Raw genomic sequence first — 23,710 nt, 5'->3', positions numbered from 1 at the left:
TTTTTATATTTTGGAGATTTTATGAAAAAATTAGGTTTAGTTTTAGGCGGAGGCGGAGGACTTGGAAGCTATCAAATAGGTGTATGGAAAGCTTTAAGAGAATATGAAATAGATAAAATGATTAAAGCAATATCCGGAACTTCTGTAGGCGTTCTTAATGCATGCCTTATAGCACAAAATAATTATGATATAGCAGAATATATTTGGACTAATGAAATAGAAGATAAAATACTCTCAAAAAAGAAGATGGATATAAATAATAATTACATATCTTCAAACGGTATATTCAGCAGAAAAGGATTAATAGAAATAATAGAAAAATATTTAAATATAGATATCATCATAAATTATGAATATCCAATATATGCTACAGCTGTAAGTTTAAAAAGTATCGATGCTGAATATTTCAAATTAAATAACAAATCAGCAAAAGAAATAAAAGAAATAATGATGGCTACAAGTGCAATACCTGTAATATTTGGAAGGCAGACTATAGAAGGTGTTGATTATATAGACGGAGGAGTTGAAATATTAAAAGGCAATAATCTGCCTTTAAAACCTCTTTATGAAGAAAATTGCGATGAGATAATTGCTATTAATTTATACAAAGAAAGTACAAGAGAGAAATTCAGTAATTGCAAAGTTTATGAAATCGTACCAAGTAATGATATAGGTAACTTCTTTAACGGAGCTATGGATTTTTCACTTGAAGGCGCTAAAATGCGTATTAAAGAAGGCTACAATGATGCCAAAAATATGCTTAAAGAAATATTTAAAATGGGAAAAACTCAAATAGAAAATCTAGAAAATAATAATAATCTTTATATGTCTGAAAATTATAATGAGATAAAAAGAAAAAAACTCAAAAAGAAACTAAATAAAGCAATAGACAGCTTAAAACTAAATGATAACAACTAATAATAATAGATAACTTAAAAATAAATACTATTTTAAAAATAGATATATACAGCACGCGCAGAGTAAAATAAAAAATAAAAACTAGTTATATTATAAAAAATACTTATAAAGTAGTACTTGTTTACCGCGTGTTAATAAATATGCAATTCTATAAAAAGCAAGGGCGGGTTATTAACAATACTATTTAAGCTGTAAAATAATAAAGATTAGAATACATATTAAAGCCATAAAAAAAAGGGCGGGCATATGTAATGAAGTTTTAAACTTTAAAAATAATAGATTTTTAATATAATACTCCGCATAAAAATATAGAAAAATATATGTAATTTTTTTCATAATCATACTATACAACTTTACATAATTTTTTTATTAAAGTTTTAGTTAAAATATATTGAGATTTTTACATTATAAATATACAATATAGCAACAATCAAATATATATGAGGGATTATATATGAGTATAGGCTCTAGCAGAAGCAAATTAGAAGACGGAATAAAATTTTTTAGAAATGAAAATTATAAAGAAGCAATAGACTCTTTAGAAAAAATATTCTCAGAAAAAAATGATGTTGAATCCGGATACCATCTAGCATTAGCCTATGCCCAAATTCAAGATTATGATAATACTCTGCAGGTATTTGATAAAATAATGAGAAGATTGGATAATCCTCTAAGACTTATGCAGGCTCATATAATAGTAGGATATATATATGCTGTTAAGGAAATGTATGATTTAGCCGAATTTGAACTTATAGATGCTTTATCTTCCGGTGTTGAAAATACTCAGATACATGCTGCATTAGGATATGTTTATTATAAGAAAGGCAATATAAGAAAAGCTATAGATCATTTGAAAAAAGCTGTTAATCTCGATCCTAACAGTGCTAATGCAAGAAACTCTTTAGGTTTTATTTTAGCAGATACAGAAACAAATATAGAGGAAGGAATAGAAGAAATTAGAAAAGCATTATCAATAGATCCTAATAATCCTGCTTATTTGGATTCATTAGGCTGGGCTTTCCTCAAAAAAAATGATTTTGAAAGAGCTAAAGAATTTTTAACAAAGGCTTTTGAGCTTGCCCCTACTAATAGAGATATAAAAGAACATCTATTAAAATTAGATAAGTCTTCATATAAAAAATAACTATATAAAATAAATAACTTAATATATAATAATAATCTCGGAGGTTTTATGAAATATATTATCAGCATAATATTTTTAATTTCATTATCTTTATACTCTCAAAATACAATTCAATATTTAGGTAATACTTCTCTAAGCAGAGGCGGCAAAAATATTGATATAAAAACTTCTAATGAAATATTAGCAAATGATATTATAGAAACTGAAAAAAATGCATTTGCTGAAATAAAATTAGGAAATAAATATTATTATCTTGCTCCAAATACAAAAATTAAAGTAAGCAATAATAATGCTGTATTAATAAGCGGAGCTATGTATTCTAGAAATAATAATGCCTTTGATTCTTTGGAAGATTTTAAGAAATATGATAATGATATAAAAATATATGCAGATCCTTTCCCATTCTATGCTGGTAAAGTGTCAACTATATTCATAGCTTCCAAAGATGAAGTAAAAATAGAAAACTCAAAACTTATGGGCAGTGCAAGACCTATAGTAAAGTTTTTTGAAGTAAAAGATGCTGATAGAAACATGAAAGTTTATAAAAGTGTATTCGGTATATATGTAGGTGCTCAGGATAAAAAATATCAATTTATATCTGATATAAAATTAAAAGATAACACTGTATTAAATGTAGCAATAGATATAAAATTAGACTTTACTCCTCCCCCACCAAAACCAAAACAAATACCGGGTGTAACTTCTACTATGAAAAATATTATAAGCAATCCTCAAAAATCCAGAGAGGAAAAAGAATTATTAAACGGTAAAGTTTATATAAGTTATACCCCTACTAATTATGCAGATAAAGTTTATATAATGCCTTCTCAGGGAAGATATTCATCAGGCTTCGGTGCCTTCAGAGGATATACTAAAGACTATGCAAGATATCATCAGGGATTCGACATAGCTAATACAAACGGAACTCCTATAATAGCTGCCAATAATGGCGTTGTAAGAGTATCTAGAGAATTATTTGTTAGAGGAAACTGTGTGGTTATAGATCATGGCGAAGGAGTATACAGCTCATATTTCCATATGTCCAAATTAATAGCAAAAGAAGGACAGTATGTAAAAAAAGGCGAAGTAATAGGATTAATAGGTTCTACAGGAATGTCTACAGGTCCTCATTGTCATTGGGAAATGAGAGCAGGAAATATGACATTTGATCCTCTAAGTATTCTAGAAAAACCTGTTTCATTTAATACTAAAGTACTTACTCAAATAAAATAAAGACTATATTTATAATTAATAATTAGAGAGCTGTTGTAATAGATGAAAATAAAAGAGAAATCAATAATAGAATCAGAAAATATACATAAGATAGAACCATTATTAATTAGATATCTTACTATAATAAGTGCTTTAATATTAATAGTTCTATTTATATTTTTCTTTGGTACTAATAGACTCAATGAAGAATACAATACAGTAAATGTTTGGAGTAAAAAAAGTGACTCTTTGGATACTCCTTCACATGATGAAAATTTTTATATAGATGGTATATTCAAACATAACTTTTTTACAAAACCTGAAGGTATAATTCATTATTTTGATTTTAATGGAGATACTATATACAGCACTAATCTATCAAGAGGTGAATTGGCTACTTTAAATAATCAAAATTTTATTATATATAAAAGATATGGAAATTATATAGATGCCTATAATAATATGGGCGGTATTATATGGCGTACTAATACTTCTATTTATCCGGAAATAGCTCCTTATGCTCAAAGAATAATATATCATTCAAGCGACAATTCAAAAATACAAATGTTCGATTTTAATAATAACCCATTGAGCAAACATATACAATATGGTGAAATAATCACAGATGGTGCTTTCGCTTTGTATACAGGTGATTATATAGCAGGTTTTTCAAGCGGAGATATAGCATACATAAATAGAAACGGAGAATTATCTTTTGCAATATCAACTATTCTAAGTGAAATAAACATAGTAAAATCTGTAGCAATAAGCGAATACGGAAGTTTCGCATTAGCTGTAAGCGGAATAAGACCTGAATATATTACACTTTACGATGCTAATGGCAATACTATGTGGTATTTGGATACAGGACTTAATAGAAGAAGGCATGTATCTAGTTATATAAGTGAAAAATCAATGACAGCATTCATGCTTGCTGATAGAGATATCATATTATATTCATTAAACAAAGGTAATGAAATAAAAAGAATTAATTTAGAAAAATATGATATGCAAAATGCTATCAACATGAAATTAAATGGCGAAACTAATACTACTATTATGAGCGTTTCAAAAGATGCTAAAAGTATAGTTTTAATATATGATAATCATACAAAAGAAATTGTATTTGAAAAATATTTAGATGGTTGGGTATACAATCTTGATATATCAAATTTAGAAAATGAATATATGATTGTAACAGACAAAATGATTTATACATACAAAAGGGTTAAACTATGAAAAAATATATATTATTATTATTTGTGATATCTTCATTCTTATTTGCAAGGGTTCCTATTGATCCTAACAGAATAAGAATAACAAGCACATTCGGAGAGTTTAGAACAGACCATTTTCATAACGGAGTAGATTTCGGCGGACATAAAATGGAAATATACCCTGTAAAAGACGGAGAGATAGTTTATTATATAGATGAAGATGAAGATCCTACACGCCCTCTTTATGGTGTAGGAAATGTACTTATGATAGAACACCCTGATAATTTAAGAAGTTATTATTACCATATAGAACCTGGCACTATAGAAAAATCTTATGCTAAAGTTACAGAAAAAGATGTTGTGGCTCTTACAGGAAACAGCGGAAGATCTGGAGGAGCACATTTACATTTAACTATAGAAAACATGAAAGAAGGATTAGTAGTTGACCCATTAGAATATTTAAGTATAGATAAAGGCTCTACTCAGGCACCATTGATTCATGGTATATATTTAAGAACAGAAAACAGACTCATACAAATAAAAGATAAAATGCCTATGAGTTATAACGGTGAAATAAAATTATTCGTTAAAGCTTATGACTTATTAGGCGGAATACCTATGGGACTTAAAAGAGTTAAAATATTTATGAATGAAGATTTAGTAAGAGATTATGATTTTACATACTTCATAAAAAGAGATAATGTATATTATATATCTCCGAATTATACTTTTGAAGAAGTGTATGGAGTAGATTCGCATTTCTATAGAGGCGGAGTCTTTGTTCCTAAAAGAGGAAAATATACATTTAAGGCTGAAGTTACAGACTTTGATAATAAAACTGTTGTACTTACCAGAACTGTTAATTTCTATTAAAAGGCTATTTCTATTATGAATATAGTTATAATACATACGGGATTCGCTAAATATCTAGTATATACATTAAGAAAAATAAAAGAAACAAATAAAAATGCAAATGTATTTTTAATATCAGATAGAAAGTATAAAGAATATTCTAAATATTCAACTTTTGTAGATGTAGAAAAAGTTAAAAAAGAAGAATCTATAAATTTTCAAAATAAATATATACATCTTGGTAAAAGTAATCCTAATTATGAAATGTTCTGTATGCAAAGATGGATTATATTAAAAGATTTTATGAAAGAATATAATTTAACAGAATGCTTTCATATTGATAGTGATATATTACTTTTTTCTGATTTAAATGAAGCTTTAAAACCATTTCTAAAATATGATGTATCTTTAGCACATAATTTAGCTTTAACAATGTATATAAAAGATATAAAAGTATTAGAAGAGTTTTCAAAGTATTTATTATTTAAATATACTGATGAAAAAGAAATAAATAAATTAAAAAGCATGTATTATGATGATCCAAACAGAGTAAATAATGGCGTTGCAGGAAGTATTTCAGATATGGATCTTTCAAGAGAATTTTTTTCAAATTATCAATTACCTATTGGAGATCTATCAGAAATAGAAAATGATTCAATATTTGATTCTGCTATTGTTTATGGAGGGCCTGATTTTGAAATGCTTAAAAAAAATAGATACGAAATGAAGAAAATATTCTTTGAAAATAATATTCCATTTTGCAATTACCATAATGATAATATAAATAAAAAAATAAGATTTCACTCATTACATTTTATTGTTTGGTCTAAATTATATATTAAAAAACTTTCTTTAAATAAAGATTTAAACTTTAACCCTTATTATATAAATATATACAGAGAATTTAATGTTTTTAAATCTAAATTTAAAAAATTTTTTAAATAATTTACTAAATATATAAAATATAGTATAATTAATATATGGATTTCAAATTAGAATCAAATTTCAAGCCTTCAGGCGATCAAGTAACAGCAATAGATTCCTTAGTTAAAGGACTTGAAAATAATAATAAATATCAAACTCTTCTTGGAGTTACAGCAAGCGGAAAAACATTTACTATAGCAAATGTTATAGAAAAAGCTAACCGCCCTACTTTAGTAATGTCTCACAATAAAACTTTGGCAGCACAGCTTTACAGAGAGCTTAAAGATTTTTTTCCTAATAATGCTGTTGAATACTTTGTTTCATATTACGATTATTATCAGCCTGAAGCCTATGTTCCTGCAAAAGATTTATATATAGACAAAGATGCTTCTGTTAATGATGAAATTGACAGATTAAGACTTAAAGCAACAACTTCGCTTCTTGAAAGGAGAGATGTTATAATAGTGGCTTCTGTTTCTTGTATATACGGTTTGGGATCTCCTGAAGATTATAGAAAATTATACATTGCCATAGAAAAAGACGGTGAATATGACAGAGATGAAATAATTGAAAAATTAGTATCTATACAATATGAACGTGTTAAAGATGTACTTGAGAGAGCAAGATTCAAAGTTATAGGCGATACTATAGAAATAATGAGTGCTTATTCTGACGAGGTTATAAGAGTAGAATTTTTCGGTGATACTGTTGAGCGTATAATAAAAATCAATCCAATTACAAGACAGAAACTAGCAGAACAAGACAGAGTTGTAATATATCCCGCAAAGCACTTCGTTACAGGAGGAGATAAATTAGCTGCAGGTATAAAATTAATAGAAGAAGAACTTGATGAGCAGTATAATAAATTTAAATCAGAAGGAAAATTAGTAGAAGCAGAAAGAATATACGGAAGAACAAAATATGATTTAGAAATGCTTAAAGAAGTAGGATACTGTGCAGGAATAGAAAATTATTCACGTCCATTATCTGGAAGAAAAGAAGGAGACAGACCTGCTTGTTTAATAGACTATTTTCCTGAAGACTTTTTAACTATTATAGATGAATCGCATGTGAGTGTACCTCAGATTAGAGGAATGTTTTTTGGAGACAGAAGCAGAAAAGAGACTTTAGTAAAGTATGGATTCAGACTTCCTTCAGCTCTAGACAACAGACCTTTATATTTTGAAGAATTTGAAAAACTTACTCATGATACAATATATATCAGTGCCACACCGGCAGAATATGAATTAAAGAAAAGCTCTCAGGTTGTAGAACAAATAATTCGTCCTACAGGATTGCTTGATCCTATAATTGAAGTATACCCTATTGACGGACAAATAGACAGAATACTTGAAGAAATAAAAAAGACTGTATCAAACAATGAAAGAATATTCATAACTACACTTACAAAAAAAATGGCTGAAGACCTTACAAAATATTTAAATGAAAATGGAGTAAGAACTCGTTATCTTCATTCAGATATTCAAACTGTAGAACGCGTTGAAATAATAAGAGATTTAAGACTTGGTGCTTTTGATGTACTTGTAGGTATTAACCTTTTAAGAGAGGGGCTTGATGTACCTGAAGTATCATTAATATTAATTCTTGATGCAGATAAAACAGGATTTTTAAGAAATACCACTACTCTAATACAGACTATAGGACGCGCAGCTAGAAATGCTAACGGAAGAGTTATAATGTTTGCAGACTCTATAAGCGATGCTATGAAAGTTGCTATAGAAGAAACTGAAAGAAGAAGAACAATACAGATGGAGTATAATAAAGAACATAATATCACTCCTAAAACAATCATCAAAAAAATACAGGATATCATTGAACGTGAGGAGAAAGTTGAAACATCTTATGAGCTTCATTTCGACTTTAGAAGATTTAATGAAAGAGTAAAAATTGACCCTGAACAGAAAAGCGATGATTATATAAAAGAGCTTGAAAAAGAAATGAAAAAAGCATCAGACAGCTTAGAATTTGAAAAGGCTATTGAAATAAGAGAAAAAATAAACCAATTAAAACAATTAAAGCCTCAAAAGAAAAATGTTCATAAAAATGTAACTTCCAAAAATCCAAATGGAAAGCGTAAAAAATAATTTTATTACTATAATCAAGTATAACTACTAATAAATAATTTAGTATTAATTTTATACTTGCACTTTTGCAAAGTGTATCCAAGTTTATCGAAGATATAAGATTCTTTGACGAAGTCCGCAGAGTATGTGCGACAAAAAAGTAGATAACATTTATATAAAGTACATCAGTTGACAAACTTAAAAATTTTTAGTATATACAAACTAAATAATAATAAAGTATAAAATTTTTCATCATAATAGTAAAAAATTTTATACTTAATTTTTATTAAAAATTCAAATCAAATAGAAAAATCTGTGCTGTCATCTGATGAATATATCAAAGTAAAGTCTTCTCCATTATCTATATAAGGTACATATGCCATTTTTATATGATCGCAATTTATATCATCTTTAATTTCTTCTACAACTTCGTTTAATATGAGTCTGAATGCAATATCAACATCTACAACTACAGAAAAGAAATTAATAACATATTTTCCTTTTATATTTTCAGTTTCTCCGGCATTCCAAGAATCTAAAGAACCAAGACCATTCCAGCTCAAAACTGAATTTAAAACATTTCCTATTTTATTTAAAACATTAGCATATTTTTCAGGTAACTCATTTTCAAAAGGTTCTATTTCAAATTGCAAAATCAAATAATATAAATCTTCATTATCAATTACTTTATAATCATCATACTCTTTATAAAAATCATCTAAAAAATTTTTATATTCTCTTGGATTACTGCATTCATATTCTTTAACCTCTCCGCTGCTTCCAACTATTCCAGTATGCTTTACTATATTATCTTCATTTATCCAGCATTCAGCATAATATAAAAATCCATATTCTTTTTTATACAAAGTAACAATATTAGGAAGCTCCTCTAAATAAGGCTCTAAAGGCATACCATAAGAATCAAAAATTTCATCTGCAACTTTTTTATATTCAGAATCTTTATTAAACATTTTTCTAATTGAAAAAGTTTTATCTGTTTCTTCGTTTTTAAATCCTGCCTCAATAGTATAATCAATATTAAATTTTACAAATATTAATTTAGAATTTTCTTCATTTTTTATTTTTTCTTTTACATCTCTTAATTCTTCTATAGATTGTTTTATTAATTCTTTATTCAATTTTGATATAGCAGCTTCATTCATTAAAAATACACCATCAACCAAATCATCAGCAACATAAAATTTAAAAGTACAATAAGGATGATCAGCTTCCCAATCTATAGGATTAATAATATCTTTAATAGCCTGCAATTTTTCCTCATCGCATAATATATAGGCTATAGCGTTTAATTTCTCTTCGCCATAATCAAGTCCTTTGAGTAAATTTTTATCGCTCTCTTCATTAATGTAATGATACTCTAATGCTTCTATAGAATAATAATTTTCTATTTCTTCAGCCTGTCTTAAAAACTCATAATCACCTGGTACGAGCTCTAATCCCTTATTATTAGCTTCAACAGCACCTTCTTTATTTCCGAAATGAAGTCTTAATTTAGCAAGCTCAAGCCAGCCCCAAGGATAATCAGGCTCTTCAATAACACCTTGCTCAGAGTATTTTAATGCATCTTCCAATTTTCCGCAGTAAATCAACGCCACAGCATGCCTATAATACCAAGTTCCGCATCCTTTAGCATTTTTCTCAGAGTATTTCATAAACTCTTTAGACATATAATAATGCTCATAATCACCTATATTGTTACAGGCATAAGAATACCATAAAGCAATATCTAAATCTTCCCTAGACTCTTCTAATGTGAACTTATTTTCTTTTATACCATTTTCAATAAACTCTTCCAGATAATTCAGCATTTTATAGAAATACCCGCCGCCGTCTGTATTAAATGATTGTAATGTTTCAATATCTTCTCTATTAAGCAAGCCCATATATATTCTCCATATTATAATTTATATATCCCTAAACAACTATATTTTGTCAAAAATAAATTTATATTTTTGTTTTTATATTTGGGGCTTTGCACCAAACCCCACTTCTTTTGTTGCCACAAAGAAGCAAAAAGGCTACATTTGAACTTGAATTTAATAAATTATCTTATATGTAAGACAATTTTAGTATAAACAATATTATCCTATAACCGTACCGTTTTCACATTCTTCTTTTGTAGTTAATAATACAACTTCTCCATTATCTTTTACAGCACCTAAAACTAAACACTCCGAAAAAAAGTTAGCTATCTGTTTTTTTGGAAAATTAACTACAGCAATTATGCGTCTTCCTATCAAATCTTCTTTTTTATATAATTTAGTTATTTGTGCTGATGAAACCTTTATACCCAATTTACCAAAATCAATTTTTAATTTGTATGCTGGTCTTTTAGCTTTTGGAAAATCTTCTGCTTCTATTATAGTACCTGTTCTAATATCTAATGCCAAAAAATTATCAAAATTAGATTCAGATTTTATTTCATCTTTAATATCCATTTTAATCTCCGAAATATTTTTATATATTTTATGTCATTAGAAAATTTTTTTAAAGTGCATTCTAATAAGTTTTAATATATACCTAAACAACTATATTTTGTCAAAATTATTTTCTTAGTTTTATTATTTGTGGGGACTAGCCCCCACACCCCCACTTCTTTTGTTGCCACAAAGAAGCAAAAGGGCTATATTTTATCTTAAATTAATAATTTATATTACATGTAAAACAAAGTCAGTATGATTTAGTACTAATTTTACATTTGCACTTTCGCCGCAGGCGTACTTAGTATGGTTCTTTGACGAAGTCCGCCTGTGGCGTGCGGCAGGAAAAAGAACAATAAAAAATTGACAAAATACGGTTGTTTAGGTATATACTATTAATAAATGAAACATAAAATAAATATCAAAGAACTATTCTTTCGCTGCCTTCTCTTCTCACTAATTTTTCTCTTTCAAATGCATTTAATATAGGAAGTACATATTTTCTAGAAAGTCCCGTTTTATCTCTTACTGCTGCTATAGTGATAATATCATTAGTTTTTGTATTTTGCAGAATAAGTTTTTTTATTCTATTATAAACATCTATATGATAATATATTCCTTCATCAAGATACATAGCCTTTTTTGATGCTGATAATACTTTTATATCTTTCATACCATTAGTAAATGTTCTTATAGTTTTTTCATCTAATCCGTTTAAATCTTCTTTTTTTAATTTTTCTAACAATATTTTTTGGGAATTATTTAAAGTAATTTCTTCATTATATTTTTTGTATATATTATTAAAAGGCATTAATATTTGATTTTCAACTGAATAATCTATAAATACTTTTGTAAATGCATTATTAATATTTAAATAATTTCTTATATCTTCAAAACTTATGCCTTCTTTTTTATTTTCTATTAGATTTTTTAATCTTTCTAATAAACTATTTAAATAATCTTTTTTAACAAAGAAATTTGCAACTTTAATAGTATAATCAGGAATCTCTCCATTAGCTTCAGTATAACCATTCACTGACATAAATAAATCATTATACTTTTCTATTTTTACTTCTCCCAAAAACTTGCCGGCATTATCAATTATTCTTTTTCTTATGAAAGGATTAGTTTTTTCTCCCCAAAATACGTTGCCTGCTGCTATTATACTGCTTCCGCCATGGCTTATTAATATACCGCGTTCTTTCCAAAACACTGATATAGGCTCATTAAATTTTAACCTTATGAATCTATTATCTATTTCTTTATTATTTTTATTATCTTTATCAGAATATGTTTTGTTTTTGTAAATAGGAAGTATTTGAGCAATCAAGCATTCTGTACCTACAGCAAATTCAGCGTTCTTTATTTTTTTAAGATATTCTGCATCGTTTGTATTTATAAGCTCTAATATTATTTCATCTGTTGAAAATACTTTTTCTTCCTTACAGCATAATAAATGCCCTCTTCTTATTTCTTCTTTCTTTATATTTTTTATATTAATAGCTATTCTTGAAGCGGAGTAAACAATTTCTTTATCTTCATGGTATGACTGAATATTTCTTATTGAAATTTCTTTTTTGCTTGGATAATGTATCAAAGTATCATCTCTTTTTATATTACCGCCTCTAAGACTTCCTGTAACTGTGAGTCCTGCTCCTTTTATAGAAAATACTCTGTCTACATAAATATGAGTTTTTATATCATCTTCATATTTTTCATTTGATAATATATCAGTTATTCTATCTTTTAAAAAGTCTATATTAATACTATTTAAGGCTGATACTTTTACTATTTCTATATCTTTATTGAATATTCTATACAGATTTTTTTTAATATCTTCTTCGCTTTCTTTTAATTTATCATCATCAACCAAATCAATTTTATTAATTACGCATATTATATTTCTTATGCCAAGAGATAAAGCCACTTTAGCATGCTCTTCAGTCATATTCATCCAGCCTTCATTAGCACAAACTACAAGCATAACTAAGTCCAAGCTCCACATACCAGCAACCATATTTCTTATGAATCTCTCATGTCCGGGTACATCTATTACACCTATTGTAATATCATCATTAGGCTTGAAAAAACCGAATCCCAAATCAATAGTCATTTCCCTTTTCTGTTCTTCAGGAAGCCTCATCATAGAAATTCCAGTTAAAGCCTTTATTAATTCTGATTTACCATGATCAACATGCCCAGCAGTTCCTATTATTTTATTCATAATATAATTCCTATTATTGTTATATTCGCCTCGCCTGAGTAGAGTGAATAAATAAATTTATTGCTCACTTTTTATTGCTATATTCTCATTTTATTGTTATTAATAAAAATTGTTCACTATTTATTGTTTAGACGCTCACAATTTTCATATTTATCATTCTAATATAAAAAATTACTTATTATTGATAATGGAAAAAATCACATATAAATAGATAAAAACTTACTTCATCAGTTATAAGCTAATAATTTATAACTTAGAAACAATTCTTATTTTTACTATTTTTTAAGCTGCTCTATTTCATTATAACCTTTTTCTTTAGCTATATCAAAAATAGTTTTACCTTCTTTGTTTACTGCTGAAGTATCTGCTCCATATTCTATAAGTAATTTTACCAATTCTATATTATCTTCTTCAATAGCGGTAAATATTAAGTTTTGAGTTTCTTTGCTGTAAGGATCCATTGTACTTTGAGAATTTACATCAGCTCCATTCTTTATTAAATATTCAGCTATATCAGTAGTTTTATTATCAAATGTTTCATTAAGCAATGAAAATTCTATATTTCTATAATCCGTATAATTCATAGCAGGATCAATACCTTTAGATACTAAATATTTTACTATATCAATACAATCCTTTTGAACAGCCATAGCTATTACTGGTATACCAAAATAAGAGTTTTCAATATCAGCACCAGCCTCTGCAAGAAGTTTAAACTTTTCTGCATCACAACTATAATCAAAGAACTTATCTATTATAGTTACTGTTTCATCTTCGCTATCTGGAATGGGATAATCTCTGTAAGCAACAGCACCAGCATTTAGCAATTCCTCAACTATTTTTGTACTGTTTTTATTAGTAGAAAGTACAGCACATGATAAAGCATCATCTTGTTCATAGCGCATTATATTAACATCAGCACCATTTTTTATTAATTCTTTTACAAGTTTTAAATATCCTCTAGAAGAAGCCTCCATTAATGGAGTATATCCATAATCAGCACGTTCATCTATATCTGCTCCGTAAGAAATCAATTCAATGGCCTTTTCTTCTGTAGGAAAATATTGACATGCAAATATTAATGGCGATTCCTTAGTATATTCTGACTGCCAAGCATCTAAAGAATCTGTATCTTTTACAGATTCAAGTTCTTCAATAGCAAGTAATTCATATTCATTTAATTTTGTAAGTAATTCATATATATCATCTTCATTAGATGCATATCCATCATAAATATCATCTGTATATAAATTATTAGTTTCTAAAATATTTTTATTATCACTAGAAGTATTATCAATGATATAATTGGTTTCTATATTGTTAGTTACTGAATTATTAATTTCTGAACTATACACATCTTTTTTATTTTTACTGTCATTACAGCTAATGATATTAATAAATATCAAAGTTATTAAAATAAATCTCTTTTTCATATATCTCTTTTATATCCTTATTATAAATAATCAGCAAACACATATGTACTTTATACCAAGAATTATATTAGTTTTTTATTTATTACTAGCTAACTAACTTTAAAAATAATTATCTTTTATTTTTATTAAAACTTCTTTTATGTAATTTATATCTTCATCATTTATAGTTATTATATATATAAGCACTGAATCCTTTTTTACTTTTGGTATAATAGGTACATCTAAATTATGCATAAATTTAATTACAGACTTTATATTTTTAGGCTTAAAACTTATCGCATAAGACGGATAAAAATTATCAGGCATAGCACCGCCTCCTGTTTCTATATATTCTTCAACAACTTCAAAGCCGTCAATATTTTCTATAATTTTTAAAGCCTTTTGTTTTATTATTTCTTTATCTATACTCAATAAAGTTTCACAGTATCCTTTGAAATTAGCTTCAGTATTCAATCTTTTTATGATACTTTTTTCTAATATTGACAGTACTGTTTTTCCGCATCTGAAAGCTCTCATTAAAGGATGTTTGTATATTTTTTCTATATATTTTTTCTTTCCTACTATGATTCCAGCCTGAACACTTGAAAACATTTTATCGCCTGAAAAGCATACCAAATCAGCACCGCTTTTTAATGCAGATTTTACATGTTCCTCTTCGCTCATACTTTCATCAAATATTCCGGCTCCCTCATCATAAACTAATGCTATATTATCAGGTATAGTTTCTCTTAACTTTTTTAATGAAGGATATTTTACAAAGCCTCTTATTTTAAAATTTGAAGTATGCACTTTAAGTATCATAGCAGTATTTTCTGTTATAGCTTCTTCATAATCTTTAATATCCACTATATTAGTAGTGCCGACTTCTATAAGTTTTGCTGATGCTTCCTTTAATATATCAGGTATTCTAAAGCCTCCGCCTATTTGTACCTGTTCGCCTCTTGATACTATTACTTCTTTATTACTTGCTAAAGTTTTTAATATTAAAAATACTGCAGCAGCATTATTATTAACTACCAAAGCATCTTCTGCACCTGTTAATTTACTTAAAAGAGAGTATACAAATTCTCCTCTTATTCCTCTTGCTTCATTATTAATATTATATTCAAGATTATTACTGTTAATATTTAATTCTCTTACGCTATCCCAAACTTCTGCATCTATTGGGGATCTTCCTAAATTTGTATGCATTATAGTTCCAGTAGCATTTATAACTTTTTTTATTGGCAGATTTGCTTTCTTTTTTATTTCAATTTCACATAACTTAATTATATCTTTCTTATCATATTGTAATTCAGGATTATTTTTTAATTGAGTTCTTAATTTTTCTAATGTTTCTCTTATAATATCTGCTGCAATTGGGCGAGAAATAATTTTATAATATGGTTTTATAGATTCATCTTCTAATACAGCATTAGTTTGTATTAGATTAAATTTATTATTCATAATTATTCCGAAATGATTTGTAATTTTATCGGAAGAGGCAGGAGTTGAACCTGCCGACGTTGTTATAACGTCCAACGCTTTTGAAGAGCGCGGAGCCCACCGGGACTCATCTGCCTCCATATATTTTGATATGATATATTAGTTTTTGTTTTATGTCAATTTTTTATAACAATAATTTAAAAAACCCTATACAAGTATACACAAATAAGCTAAAAACTTCCTTATTGAATTATTCTATAATCCCACCCTATATGCTTTTTACTATATCCTGTCATTTTAGTATTATTTTTCTTTTGAATTTCTATTCATATTTTAGCTGCCCACCCAATTTTTTTAACTTCATTATTTTTATCACCGCACGGTAAGCAAAATTATAAATATAGCTCAATAATAATTGCAATTTAAATTATAAATATAGATTCGTTTAACGTGCGTTAAAAAAATTAAAAAGTTAATAAAAATTTGGGTGGGTATGCTTTTTATAGAGAAAGTAAAAAAACAATAAGCATTTTATTTTCTGTTAAAAATAAAAAAGTATAAAGGGCGGGTTTTTCAAAATAATTTTAAAAAATAAAAAACAAATAATGCATATATAAAAAATAATTATATATTACATTATTTGTTTATTAATATTATTTTTTAATTATTTTATTTTAGCAATAAATATATCATCTATCTTTTCCACTTTTTCTATAGATTCAATTATAGAATTAATATTTACATTTTTAAGTACAAACATGAAGTTTCCATTTCTCTCCATACTTTTCTCTATATTGATATCATAAAAAGCTTCATTGAATGCAAGCAAATTATTATTATTTGATTTGAATCTTACATAGAAAGTTTCATTTTTATATTTAAAATCTTTTACTTTAAGAGCTCTATTTTCTTCCACAAATCCAAGTATAGGTATTCTAAGCTCATCTGTAATTAAACTATTTCTGGCTAAAGTAACAGCATCAGAAACTATAGCACTGCTTGTAGGTCTTCCGCCAGCACCAGAACCATAGAAAACAGTATCTCCAGAACGATCCCCTACTACAGTTATAGCATTAAAAGCATAATCAACTTTAGAAAGCATATTATCATCATTAAGCAATGTAGGTATAACATATATGTATGCATTGTTATTTTCATCCAAAGCAGCTTCAGCTATTAATTTTATAGTAAGCCCCATCTCTGAAGCAAATACAATATCATCTAATATAATATTTCTTATACCTCTTATAAAGATCTTATCAAAACTTATAACATTGCAGAAAGCTATAGATGAAAGTATGCATAATTTATGAGCTGTATCTATTCCGTCAATATCAAATGTAGGATCAGCCTCAGCATATCCTTTATCCTGAGCATCTTTAAGAACATCTTTAAAATCTAAATTGTTTTTTGTCATATTAGTTAAAATATAATTACAAGTTCCATTTAATATTCCGTAAACATTTTCCATTCTATCAGAAACCAAACTCTCTTTCATAGCTTTTATTATAGGTATAGCACCAGCAACAGAAGCCTCAAAAGCTATATCAGTTTTTCTGTCTTTTATAAGCTCGCCAAAACAATTAGCTAGCAATGCCTTATTAGCTGTAACTACAGGCTTTTTTGTTTTCATAAGAAGCTCTTTTGCTGTGTCCATTCCTCCAAGTACTTCTATAACTATATCAATATCATCATCATTCAAAATATCATTCAAATCTTTTGTTTTTATTTCCACTTTATCCAAAAACTTATCATCTTTTACTTTATCTATATTTCTGCTAAAAATGGTTTTAATGGTTAATTTTATTCCGGTTCTTTTTTCCATTATAGAATTATTCTCTATAATAGTTTTTACAGTATCCTTTCCAACATGTCCGTATCCTGCAACTGCCACTTTAAATTCTTTTTTCTTGTCCATTTTTAACTCCTTAAAATTGATTAAATATAAATTTGTTTAAATAAAATTAACCTTAAATTATTACAAAGATAGTAATATTGTAGTTTTATAAGAATTTCTAATTACGATATTACTGTATTAAGTTATATTATAACATCTATTGAAAAAATTTACAATACATATCAGTAATTTTAATTAGTATAAAAACTAGTATGTATAAAAATATATGCAAATAAAAACATAGTTCACATTATATAGATATATTAAAAGTAATAAAATAGAAGAATATAATATTTTTTCTAATTTTTTAATAAATAATAGATATTGATTTCATTATTAATTTATGTTATAATTATTTCACAGTTTAATTTTTTGGAGGTCAATTATGCCACGTGTTATAAATAACGATTGTGTAGCTTGCGGATCATGCCTTCCTGAGTGTGCATTCGATGCTATTAGTGAAGGAAATATCTATGTGATTGATCCAGACAAATGCACTGATTGTGCTGCTTGTGAAGCTGTTTGTCCAAGCAATGCTATAAATCCAGCTTAATTGCTGCTGATGGCATAGCGGGGCGGGTTTTAATAATATTAAAGCCTGCCCTATTTTTTTAATAATTAAGGAATAATATTGATAAAAAATACTAATGCTTTTATATTATCATATAATCAATATAAAACTTCTTCTATAATAGCATCTTTTCTTACAGAAAATTCAATAATGCAAGCAATATGTCATAAAGCAAAAAATAATTCAAAAGCATTCGGTTCAGATTTGGAAAGCATATCAAAATTAAATATAAATATATACGAAAAAAAAGAAAATCAGCTATCAATATTAAAAGAATCCTCTATTATAAAGAATTATAAAATACTAGAAAAATCAATATACTCATCTCTAGCAGTGTTTTATATTAGAGAAGTATTATTGTACTGTGCTAAAGATTTTGACAATAGATATTTTGTTTTAATGGAAAAAACATTAGATGCATTAGAAAGTTTAGAAGAACATTATAATGATGATAAAATAAAAAAAATATATATCAATATTTTAATAAGAGCATTTGAAATGAAAACTCTACATATAGCAGGTATATCTCCTCATTTAGATAAATGTACAATATGCGGAAATAATAATGATATATCGTACTATTCTATATTGGAAGGAGGATTAATATGTCAAAAATGCAGAAATCTAATTAAAGACTCTATAAATATAATGGATTATGATATAGCATTTATGAGGATTATAAAGCATACATCATTAATAGAAATAATAAAAAATGAAGATTTAAAAAAAATATATAATGATTCAATAGATAATGTAAAATACATAATGAATAAATCAATATTCAATCATATAAACAGAACAATAAAAAGCCAGTCTGTATTAGAAGAAATATTACTTACTTAATATGTCAAATATTTCTTTTGTATTATTAACTATATATGAAGCATTTTTAAACTCTTCATCATTTCCAAAACCATATTTAACAGCAATAGAATCTATACCTATGTTTTTAGCAGCATCTATATCATCGATTCTATCACCTATCATTATAGTTTTATCTTTATCAAAATGTTCTTTTTCCAATGCTTCTTTTAATACATCTGATTTATTTTTAATCTTTCCTCCAAGTATAGGAGCATAAAAATCAGTAAAAAATTTTGTCATAGAAAAATGTTCTATTATTTTTAAAGCTGATTCTTTAGGTTTAGCAGTAGCTAAAAAAACTTTATAATTATTTTCAGAAAGAGTTTTAATCAAATCGTATATACCATCATAAAGTATGCAGTTAAATAATCCCTCATTACCATTATAATCCTCTCTGTAAAATTTTATAAAATCAAAAGATAATTTTTCATCATCTAAACAATATTTTCTAAAACTAACATCAAGAGGAGGACCAATAAATTTTCTTAAAATAGAATAATCCGGAATATCTATATTTGAATTGTATACTTCATTTATTTTCTTTATTCCATATAAAACAGCATTTGTTATACCAGGTGCTGAATCTGTAATTGTACCATCAAGATCAAATAATACATTAATATATCTTGGCATAATGACTCGCTTTATAATATAGAGTCTATCGCTCTACAAAAATATATCCTGAAGCAGGTATAATTTCAAAATTTTCTTTAGTTTTATTTTTTATAGCTTTGAATAATAAATTGATTCCCAAACTATCGCTTGATATATGACCAGCACATACAATATTAATATAATATTTTTTACATTCATCTAAAAGTCTGTCAGATATATTCATCATAACAATAGTACTTACTCCGGCTTTTGATAAAGCTTCAATCATACCAACATCAAAAGAAGCTCCACCTGTCATATCTACTATAAATTTTCCAACTTTAGATTTATTAGAACCATTAAAAATTTTAGGCGGATTATATCTTTTTGCAGATATTTTATACTCATCTATTGTGTATAATAAATCAATAATATCTGATAATGTATATGGATTTTCTTTTTTAATATTTTCAGTTAAAAAAGATTCAACAAAATTATCAGCAACAGTATGCATACACATATAATTCAATTTAAGAAGTCTTGCTGAGTCTACATCTCTATAATGATTAGAAGCAAAAACAGAACGGCTTACTTCATTGAGTCTTTTATTAGTTAACCTTTCAGAAACATTTATAGTTACATCATGCAAAGCATTTTTTTCAGACTGCATAGCTATAACATCATAAAAATTAACAAATCCGTATCCATTTGGATGATGTGTTATAACTAAATCTATATTGTAGTTTTTTTCATTCAATCTATCTGCAAGTAATAATTCAGATGTCTGCATATCTATACCGCAGATAATTTTCTTTATATCTTTATCTTCTGCAATATTTAAAATCCTAGTATCAGAATAAGGATTAAATAATGTATCTTTATCAAAATATTCTTTCTTTTTATCATCTAATTTATCATAAGATTTTTTTATACTATTAAGTTCTTTTTCTACAGCTTCCCTTCCTCTAGGATCAACATCAATTGCACAATCTATAGCGGCTCTGTAAAAATCATTTATTTTTAAAGCCATATTATCTCCTAATTATCATTACTCATCATCTATCTTTTTTTCATTCTTAGGTTCGCCTCTATATTTTTCAGTCTGAATCATACCATCTTGCTCAAAGAATGTAATAGCTTTATAACTTTGTCTTATAGAGAACTCAGCACTTCCTATAACAAGTTCTACGCCAGGAAGCATCTCTTTACCGGCACTTACAGTAGATTCAACTTTTTCTATTTCCATTTCCTGAATTAAAGCTTCTCTATTTAATACTATTTCTTCTCTTCTAGTATTAGCCTGTTCTAACTGCTCTTTATAACTTTGAAGCTGTTCTTTTTTATCATCATCAAGTTTTTTAAGCTTTCCAGCCTGTTCAAGAGATTTAATATTTCTTTCAGTTTCTTCTATAGAGATATCTAACTCTTCTTTTTCTTTATCTAAATCATCTATTGCACGTCTTTTTGCAGGACTTATTCCAGTTTCTATGAATGTTTTAGCTCCTGCTTGAGAACCTAATACCTTACCATTAACCTCTCTCAAAGCTCTTAATCTTCCTCCGCTTGCTGAAGCTCTCTTACCTATAAGTATTATTCTATTATCAGCATCGATATTTGAATTAAGTATAGCCTCAGTAACTACAACATTATTTCCTGCTTCAATATTAGAGAACTGTATAAACTTGGCAATAACATCTCCTCCAGCTTTTACATGGCTGTTTTCATTTCCTTGAATACCAAGTTTAACCATAATATCGCCCTTAGCTTCAAGATCGCATTTTCCAACAGTTCCATGAACATCAATATTACCTTCAGCTTTGATAGAATAATTATCGCTTACACTTCCTTTAACAACAACACTTCCTATAAAGTTAATATTTCCTGTTTCAGGACCTACATCTCCTGATACTTCAAATATTGGTTCTACACTTAATAATTTTCCTCTAAGAGCAACTTGTCCGCTTATAGATGCTATTACATACTCTCCATCCTCTGACATCTCTACATTATCACCAACTATTTCTTTAATTTCGATATCTTTTCCGCTCTTAGTTTCTATTTTAACACCCAATACAGTTCTTCCAACTTCTCCGTCCGTAGCAGGAATCTTTCTAGCTAATTTCTGACCCTGTTCTACATTCTCAACAATAGTTAAATCTTTATAATCTATACTTTGATCTTCACCTATAAATTTAGGTATAACTTTTTTATTCACATTTACTAAATATTCTATTTTTGCATTCTGTCCATTTACAGGCTGACGTCCTTCTGCAGCAAGTATAGGAATATTAAAAGTACCTTCTTCTAAACATTTAGATACATTTTCATCTTGGAATCCAAAAGTTACGCCGCTGTTTTCAAGAAGTTCTTTAACATCCTGCAAATCCATTTCTCTTCCGCCTTTGTTAGGCTTAGTAACAGTAACATAAGCACGCATTTTATCTTCTGTTATTGTATAGCTAATTTTGGCATTATTTGCAGATTTACCTATATCCCATTCAGCTATTTTTTCATATTGTCCTGTCTGCTCATCTAACATTTTTTTAGCTAAATGAGAATCATATTCTTTTATACCAGCATCTATAAGTTTTTCTTCCAATAATGTAATATCTTCTATTCTCTTTCCATCACCTGCAGGAGGATTAACTTTTAAGAATACTCCGTCTCTCTTAACTCTTACAATTACTTCAGTATCTTTATTAAATACTACTTTTTTCTGTACATTTCCTTCTAAATATGAATCATCATAATTATTAGAAGTAGAAACTCCTATATCAGATTTATCATAAGTAATATGAGTATATCTTACTAAAAAAGGCTTAGCACCTATATTAAAAAATCCCTTGCTTCCGTCCTCAAGAACTTTATAACTTAATTCATAAATAGGACATTGAAATATAGCAGCTGCTTCCTGCATTCCTCTTTCTAAAGAAACAACTGATAATTCTACAGAACGAGTATTTTTATTATTATAAATATTTTTATAAAAATCACTTTGCAATATTTTTCTTTTTAATTCATTCATAAAAATCACCTATTCTTATAATAATTGTTTTTTTATCTCAGAAAGACTATATCTTAACTGCTGTATAGCTTTTGTATGAAGCTGAGATATTCTGCTTTCTGATACCTCTAAAACTTTGCCTATCTCTTTTAAAGTAAGATCGTCATAATAATATAATATTAGAACCTGTTGTTCTTTCTCCGGAAGTTTTTTCAAAGCAGCTATTATTTTATTTTTAACATCTTCTCTCTCTGCTAAATATTCCGGATTAGTTTTATCATTAGATTTTAATGTATCTATTACAGATATTTCATCAGAATCGTCTCCAACATACCAAACATCGCTTAATGAAGTAGGAGAAGCTTCTATATATCTTTTCATAGTCTCATTATATTTGCTTATTGGTATTCCAAGCATATCTGCTATTTCCTGAGGCTTTATATTTCTGCTTAGTCTTGCTTCTAGTATTTCTCTTGCTTTTTCTATTTCTTTAACATCTTTACGAATTGATCTAGGAAGATAGTCTAATTTTCTAAGCTCATCATATATAGCCCCTCTGATTCTAGTAACAGCATAAGTTTTAAACTTAATATCCCTGTTAGGATTATATTTATCAATTGCATCCATAAGTCCAAAAGAGCCGAATCCTACTAAATCCTGAAATTCAATATGTTTATGAGAACCCATATTAACAGATATCTTACTTGCCACATATTTTACTAAAGGAGAATATTTAATAATTAGAGCTTCTCTTATATAAGGCGATAGAGTCTTTTTAAACTCAAGCCAATATTCCTGCTCATTCTCATTAGTAATATTTGGTATTTTATCTTTGTCTTTTTTATTCATCTTCATAATATTCACTCTAACTATTAAATTTTTTATTTTTTACTTAATTACTTATCA

General features: G+C 27.2%; 19 protein-coding genes and 1 tRNA gene. 9 read left to right on the top strand and 11 right to left on the bottom strand.

Annotated elements, in window-relative coordinates:
- Positions 1–21: 21 nt before the first annotated feature.
- From BHYOB78_RS06040 to uvrB, 7 genes are all read left to right on the top strand, one after another.
- Positions 22–918: a patatin-like phospholipase family protein gene (locus tag BHYOB78_RS06040; RefSeq protein ID WP_020063509.1), complete on the top strand. Its 897-nt coding sequence runs from the start codon at positions 22–24 to the stop codon at positions 916–918.
- A 454-nt stretch (positions 919–1,372) separates the two neighbouring features.
- Positions 1,373–2,062 (top strand): tetratricopeptide repeat protein, encoded by a 690-nt coding sequence (locus tag BHYOB78_RS06035; RefSeq protein ID WP_012669921.1) that lies wholly within the window; start codon positions 1,373–1,375, stop codon positions 2,060–2,062.
- A gap of 48 nt (positions 2,063–2,110) precedes the next feature.
- On the top strand, positions 2,111–3,295 hold the full coding sequence (locus BHYOB78_RS06030) for a M23 family metallopeptidase (RefSeq protein ID WP_012669920.1): 1,185 nt from the start codon (positions 2,111–2,113) through the stop codon (positions 3,293–3,295).
- A 42-nt stretch (positions 3,296–3,337) separates the two neighbouring features.
- Positions 3,338–4,513, top strand: a complete 1,176-nt coding sequence (locus BHYOB78_RS06025; RefSeq protein WP_020063508.1) for a TP_0783 family beta-propeller protein — start codon at positions 3,338–3,340, stop codon at positions 4,511–4,513.
- Positions 4,510–5,364, top strand: a complete 855-nt coding sequence (locus BHYOB78_RS06020) for a M23 family metallopeptidase (protein WP_020063507.1) — start codon at positions 4,510–4,512, stop codon at positions 5,362–5,364. Before BHYOB78_RS06025 ends, BHYOB78_RS06020 begins: the two co-directional genes overlap by 4 nt.
- A 15-nt stretch (positions 5,365–5,379) precedes the next feature.
- Positions 5,380–6,288: a hypothetical protein gene (locus tag BHYOB78_RS06015; protein ID WP_020063506.1), complete on the top strand. Its 909-nt coding sequence runs from the start codon at positions 5,380–5,382 to the stop codon at positions 6,286–6,288.
- A gap of 35 nt (positions 6,289–6,323) precedes the next feature.
- Entirely contained in the window at positions 6,324–8,372 is a 2,049-nt protein-coding gene (gene uvrB, locus BHYOB78_RS06010) for an excinuclease ABC subunit UvrB (protein ID WP_020063505.1), read from the top strand.
- A 278-nt stretch (positions 8,373–8,650) separates the two neighbouring features.
- Here the strand turns inward: uvrB and BHYOB78_RS06005 are convergent, their stop codons facing one another.
- The 7 genes from BHYOB78_RS06005 to BHYOB78_RS05980 form a co-directional block, all read right to left on the bottom strand.
- The gene (locus tag BHYOB78_RS06005) at positions 8,651–10,255 is read right to left on the bottom strand and encodes a tetratricopeptide repeat protein (RefSeq protein ID WP_020063504.1); all 1,605 of its coding nucleotides are present in this window, start codon (positions 10,253–10,255) and stop codon (positions 8,651–8,653) included.
- A 198-nt stretch (positions 10,256–10,453) separates the two neighbouring features.
- Positions 10,454–10,810 carry a tRNA-binding protein gene (locus BHYOB78_RS06000; protein ID WP_012669914.1) on the bottom strand — a complete coding sequence of 119 codons (357 nt, stop codon included), beginning with the start codon at positions 10,808–10,810 and terminating at the stop codon, positions 10,454–10,456.
- A 403-nt stretch (positions 10,811–11,213) separates the two neighbouring features.
- Positions 11,214–13,016: a selenocysteine-specific translation elongation factor gene (gene selB / locus BHYOB78_RS05995; RefSeq protein WP_020063503.1), complete on the bottom strand. Its 1,803-nt coding sequence runs from the start codon at positions 13,014–13,016 to the stop codon at positions 11,214–11,216.
- 275 nt (positions 13,017–13,291) lie between these two features.
- A complete protein-coding gene (locus BHYOB78_RS05990; protein WP_020063502.1) occupies positions 13,292–14,449 on the bottom strand; it encodes an ankyrin repeat domain-containing protein in 1,158 nt (385 codons plus the stop codon).
- A 99-nt stretch (positions 14,450–14,548) separates the two neighbouring features.
- Positions 14,549–15,895, bottom strand: a complete 1,347-nt coding sequence (gene selA / locus BHYOB78_RS05985; RefSeq protein WP_020063501.1) for an L-seryl-tRNA(Sec) selenium transferase — start codon at positions 15,893–15,895, stop codon at positions 14,549–14,551.
- Positions 15,896–15,923: 28 nt separating this feature from the next.
- A tRNA-Sec gene (locus tag BHYOB78_RS13585) sits at positions 15,924–16,013 on the bottom strand.
- A 525-nt stretch (positions 16,014–16,538) separates the two neighbouring features.
- Positions 16,539–17,792, bottom strand: coding sequence for a homoserine dehydrogenase (locus BHYOB78_RS05980; RefSeq protein WP_020063500.1), 1,254 nt, complete (start codon positions 17,790–17,792; stop codon positions 16,539–16,541).
- A gap of 364 nt (positions 17,793–18,156) precedes the next feature.
- On the opposite strand from BHYOB78_RS05980, the gene fdxA reads away from it, so the two are divergent.
- Both fdxA and recO read left to right on the top strand, forming a co-directional pair.
- Entirely contained in the window at positions 18,157–18,324 is a 168-nt protein-coding gene (gene fdxA, locus BHYOB78_RS05975; protein WP_012669909.1) for a 4Fe-4S ferredoxin, read from the top strand.
- A gap of 78 nt (positions 18,325–18,402) precedes the next feature.
- Positions 18,403–19,185: a DNA repair protein RecO gene (recO, locus tag BHYOB78_RS05970; protein ID WP_020063499.1), complete on the top strand. Its 783-nt coding sequence runs from the start codon at positions 18,403–18,405 to the stop codon at positions 19,183–19,185.
- Here recO and BHYOB78_RS05965 read toward each other — a convergent pair.
- Genes BHYOB78_RS05965 through whiG form a run of 4 tightly spaced genes read right to left on the bottom strand, consistent with a single transcriptional unit; the run spans position 19,174 to position 23,659 of the window.
- Complete coding sequence (locus tag BHYOB78_RS05965) at positions 19,174–19,839, bottom strand: HAD-IA family hydrolase (protein ID WP_012669907.1); 666 nt, start codon at positions 19,837–19,839, stop codon at positions 19,174–19,176. The genes recO and BHYOB78_RS05965 overlap by 12 nt on opposite strands.
- Positions 19,840–19,864: 25 nt before the next feature.
- Positions 19,865–20,830 carry a hypothetical protein gene (locus BHYOB78_RS05960; protein ID WP_020063498.1) on the bottom strand — a complete coding sequence of 322 codons (966 nt, stop codon included), beginning with the start codon at positions 20,828–20,830 and terminating at the stop codon, positions 19,865–19,867.
- A gap of 18 nt (positions 20,831–20,848) precedes the next feature.
- Complete coding sequence (locus BHYOB78_RS05955; protein ID WP_012669905.1) at positions 20,849–22,825, bottom strand: FapA family protein; 1,977 nt, start codon at positions 22,823–22,825, stop codon at positions 20,849–20,851.
- A 15-nt stretch (positions 22,826–22,840) separates the two neighbouring features.
- Complete coding sequence (gene whiG, locus BHYOB78_RS05950; RefSeq protein ID WP_028331243.1) at positions 22,841–23,659, bottom strand: RNA polymerase sigma factor WhiG; 819 nt, start codon at positions 23,657–23,659, stop codon at positions 22,841–22,843.
- Positions 23,660–23,710 lie beyond the last annotated feature (51 nt).

Origin of the sequence: Brachyspira hyodysenteriae ATCC 27164, assembly GCF_001676785.2 — a bacterium.
Lineage (GTDB): Bacteria > Spirochaetota > Brachyspiria > Brachyspirales > Brachyspiraceae > Brachyspira > Brachyspira hyodysenteriae.
The sequence above is the reverse complement of the archived record's forward strand: the minus strand, read 5'-3'. Positions and strand labels throughout refer to the sequence as shown.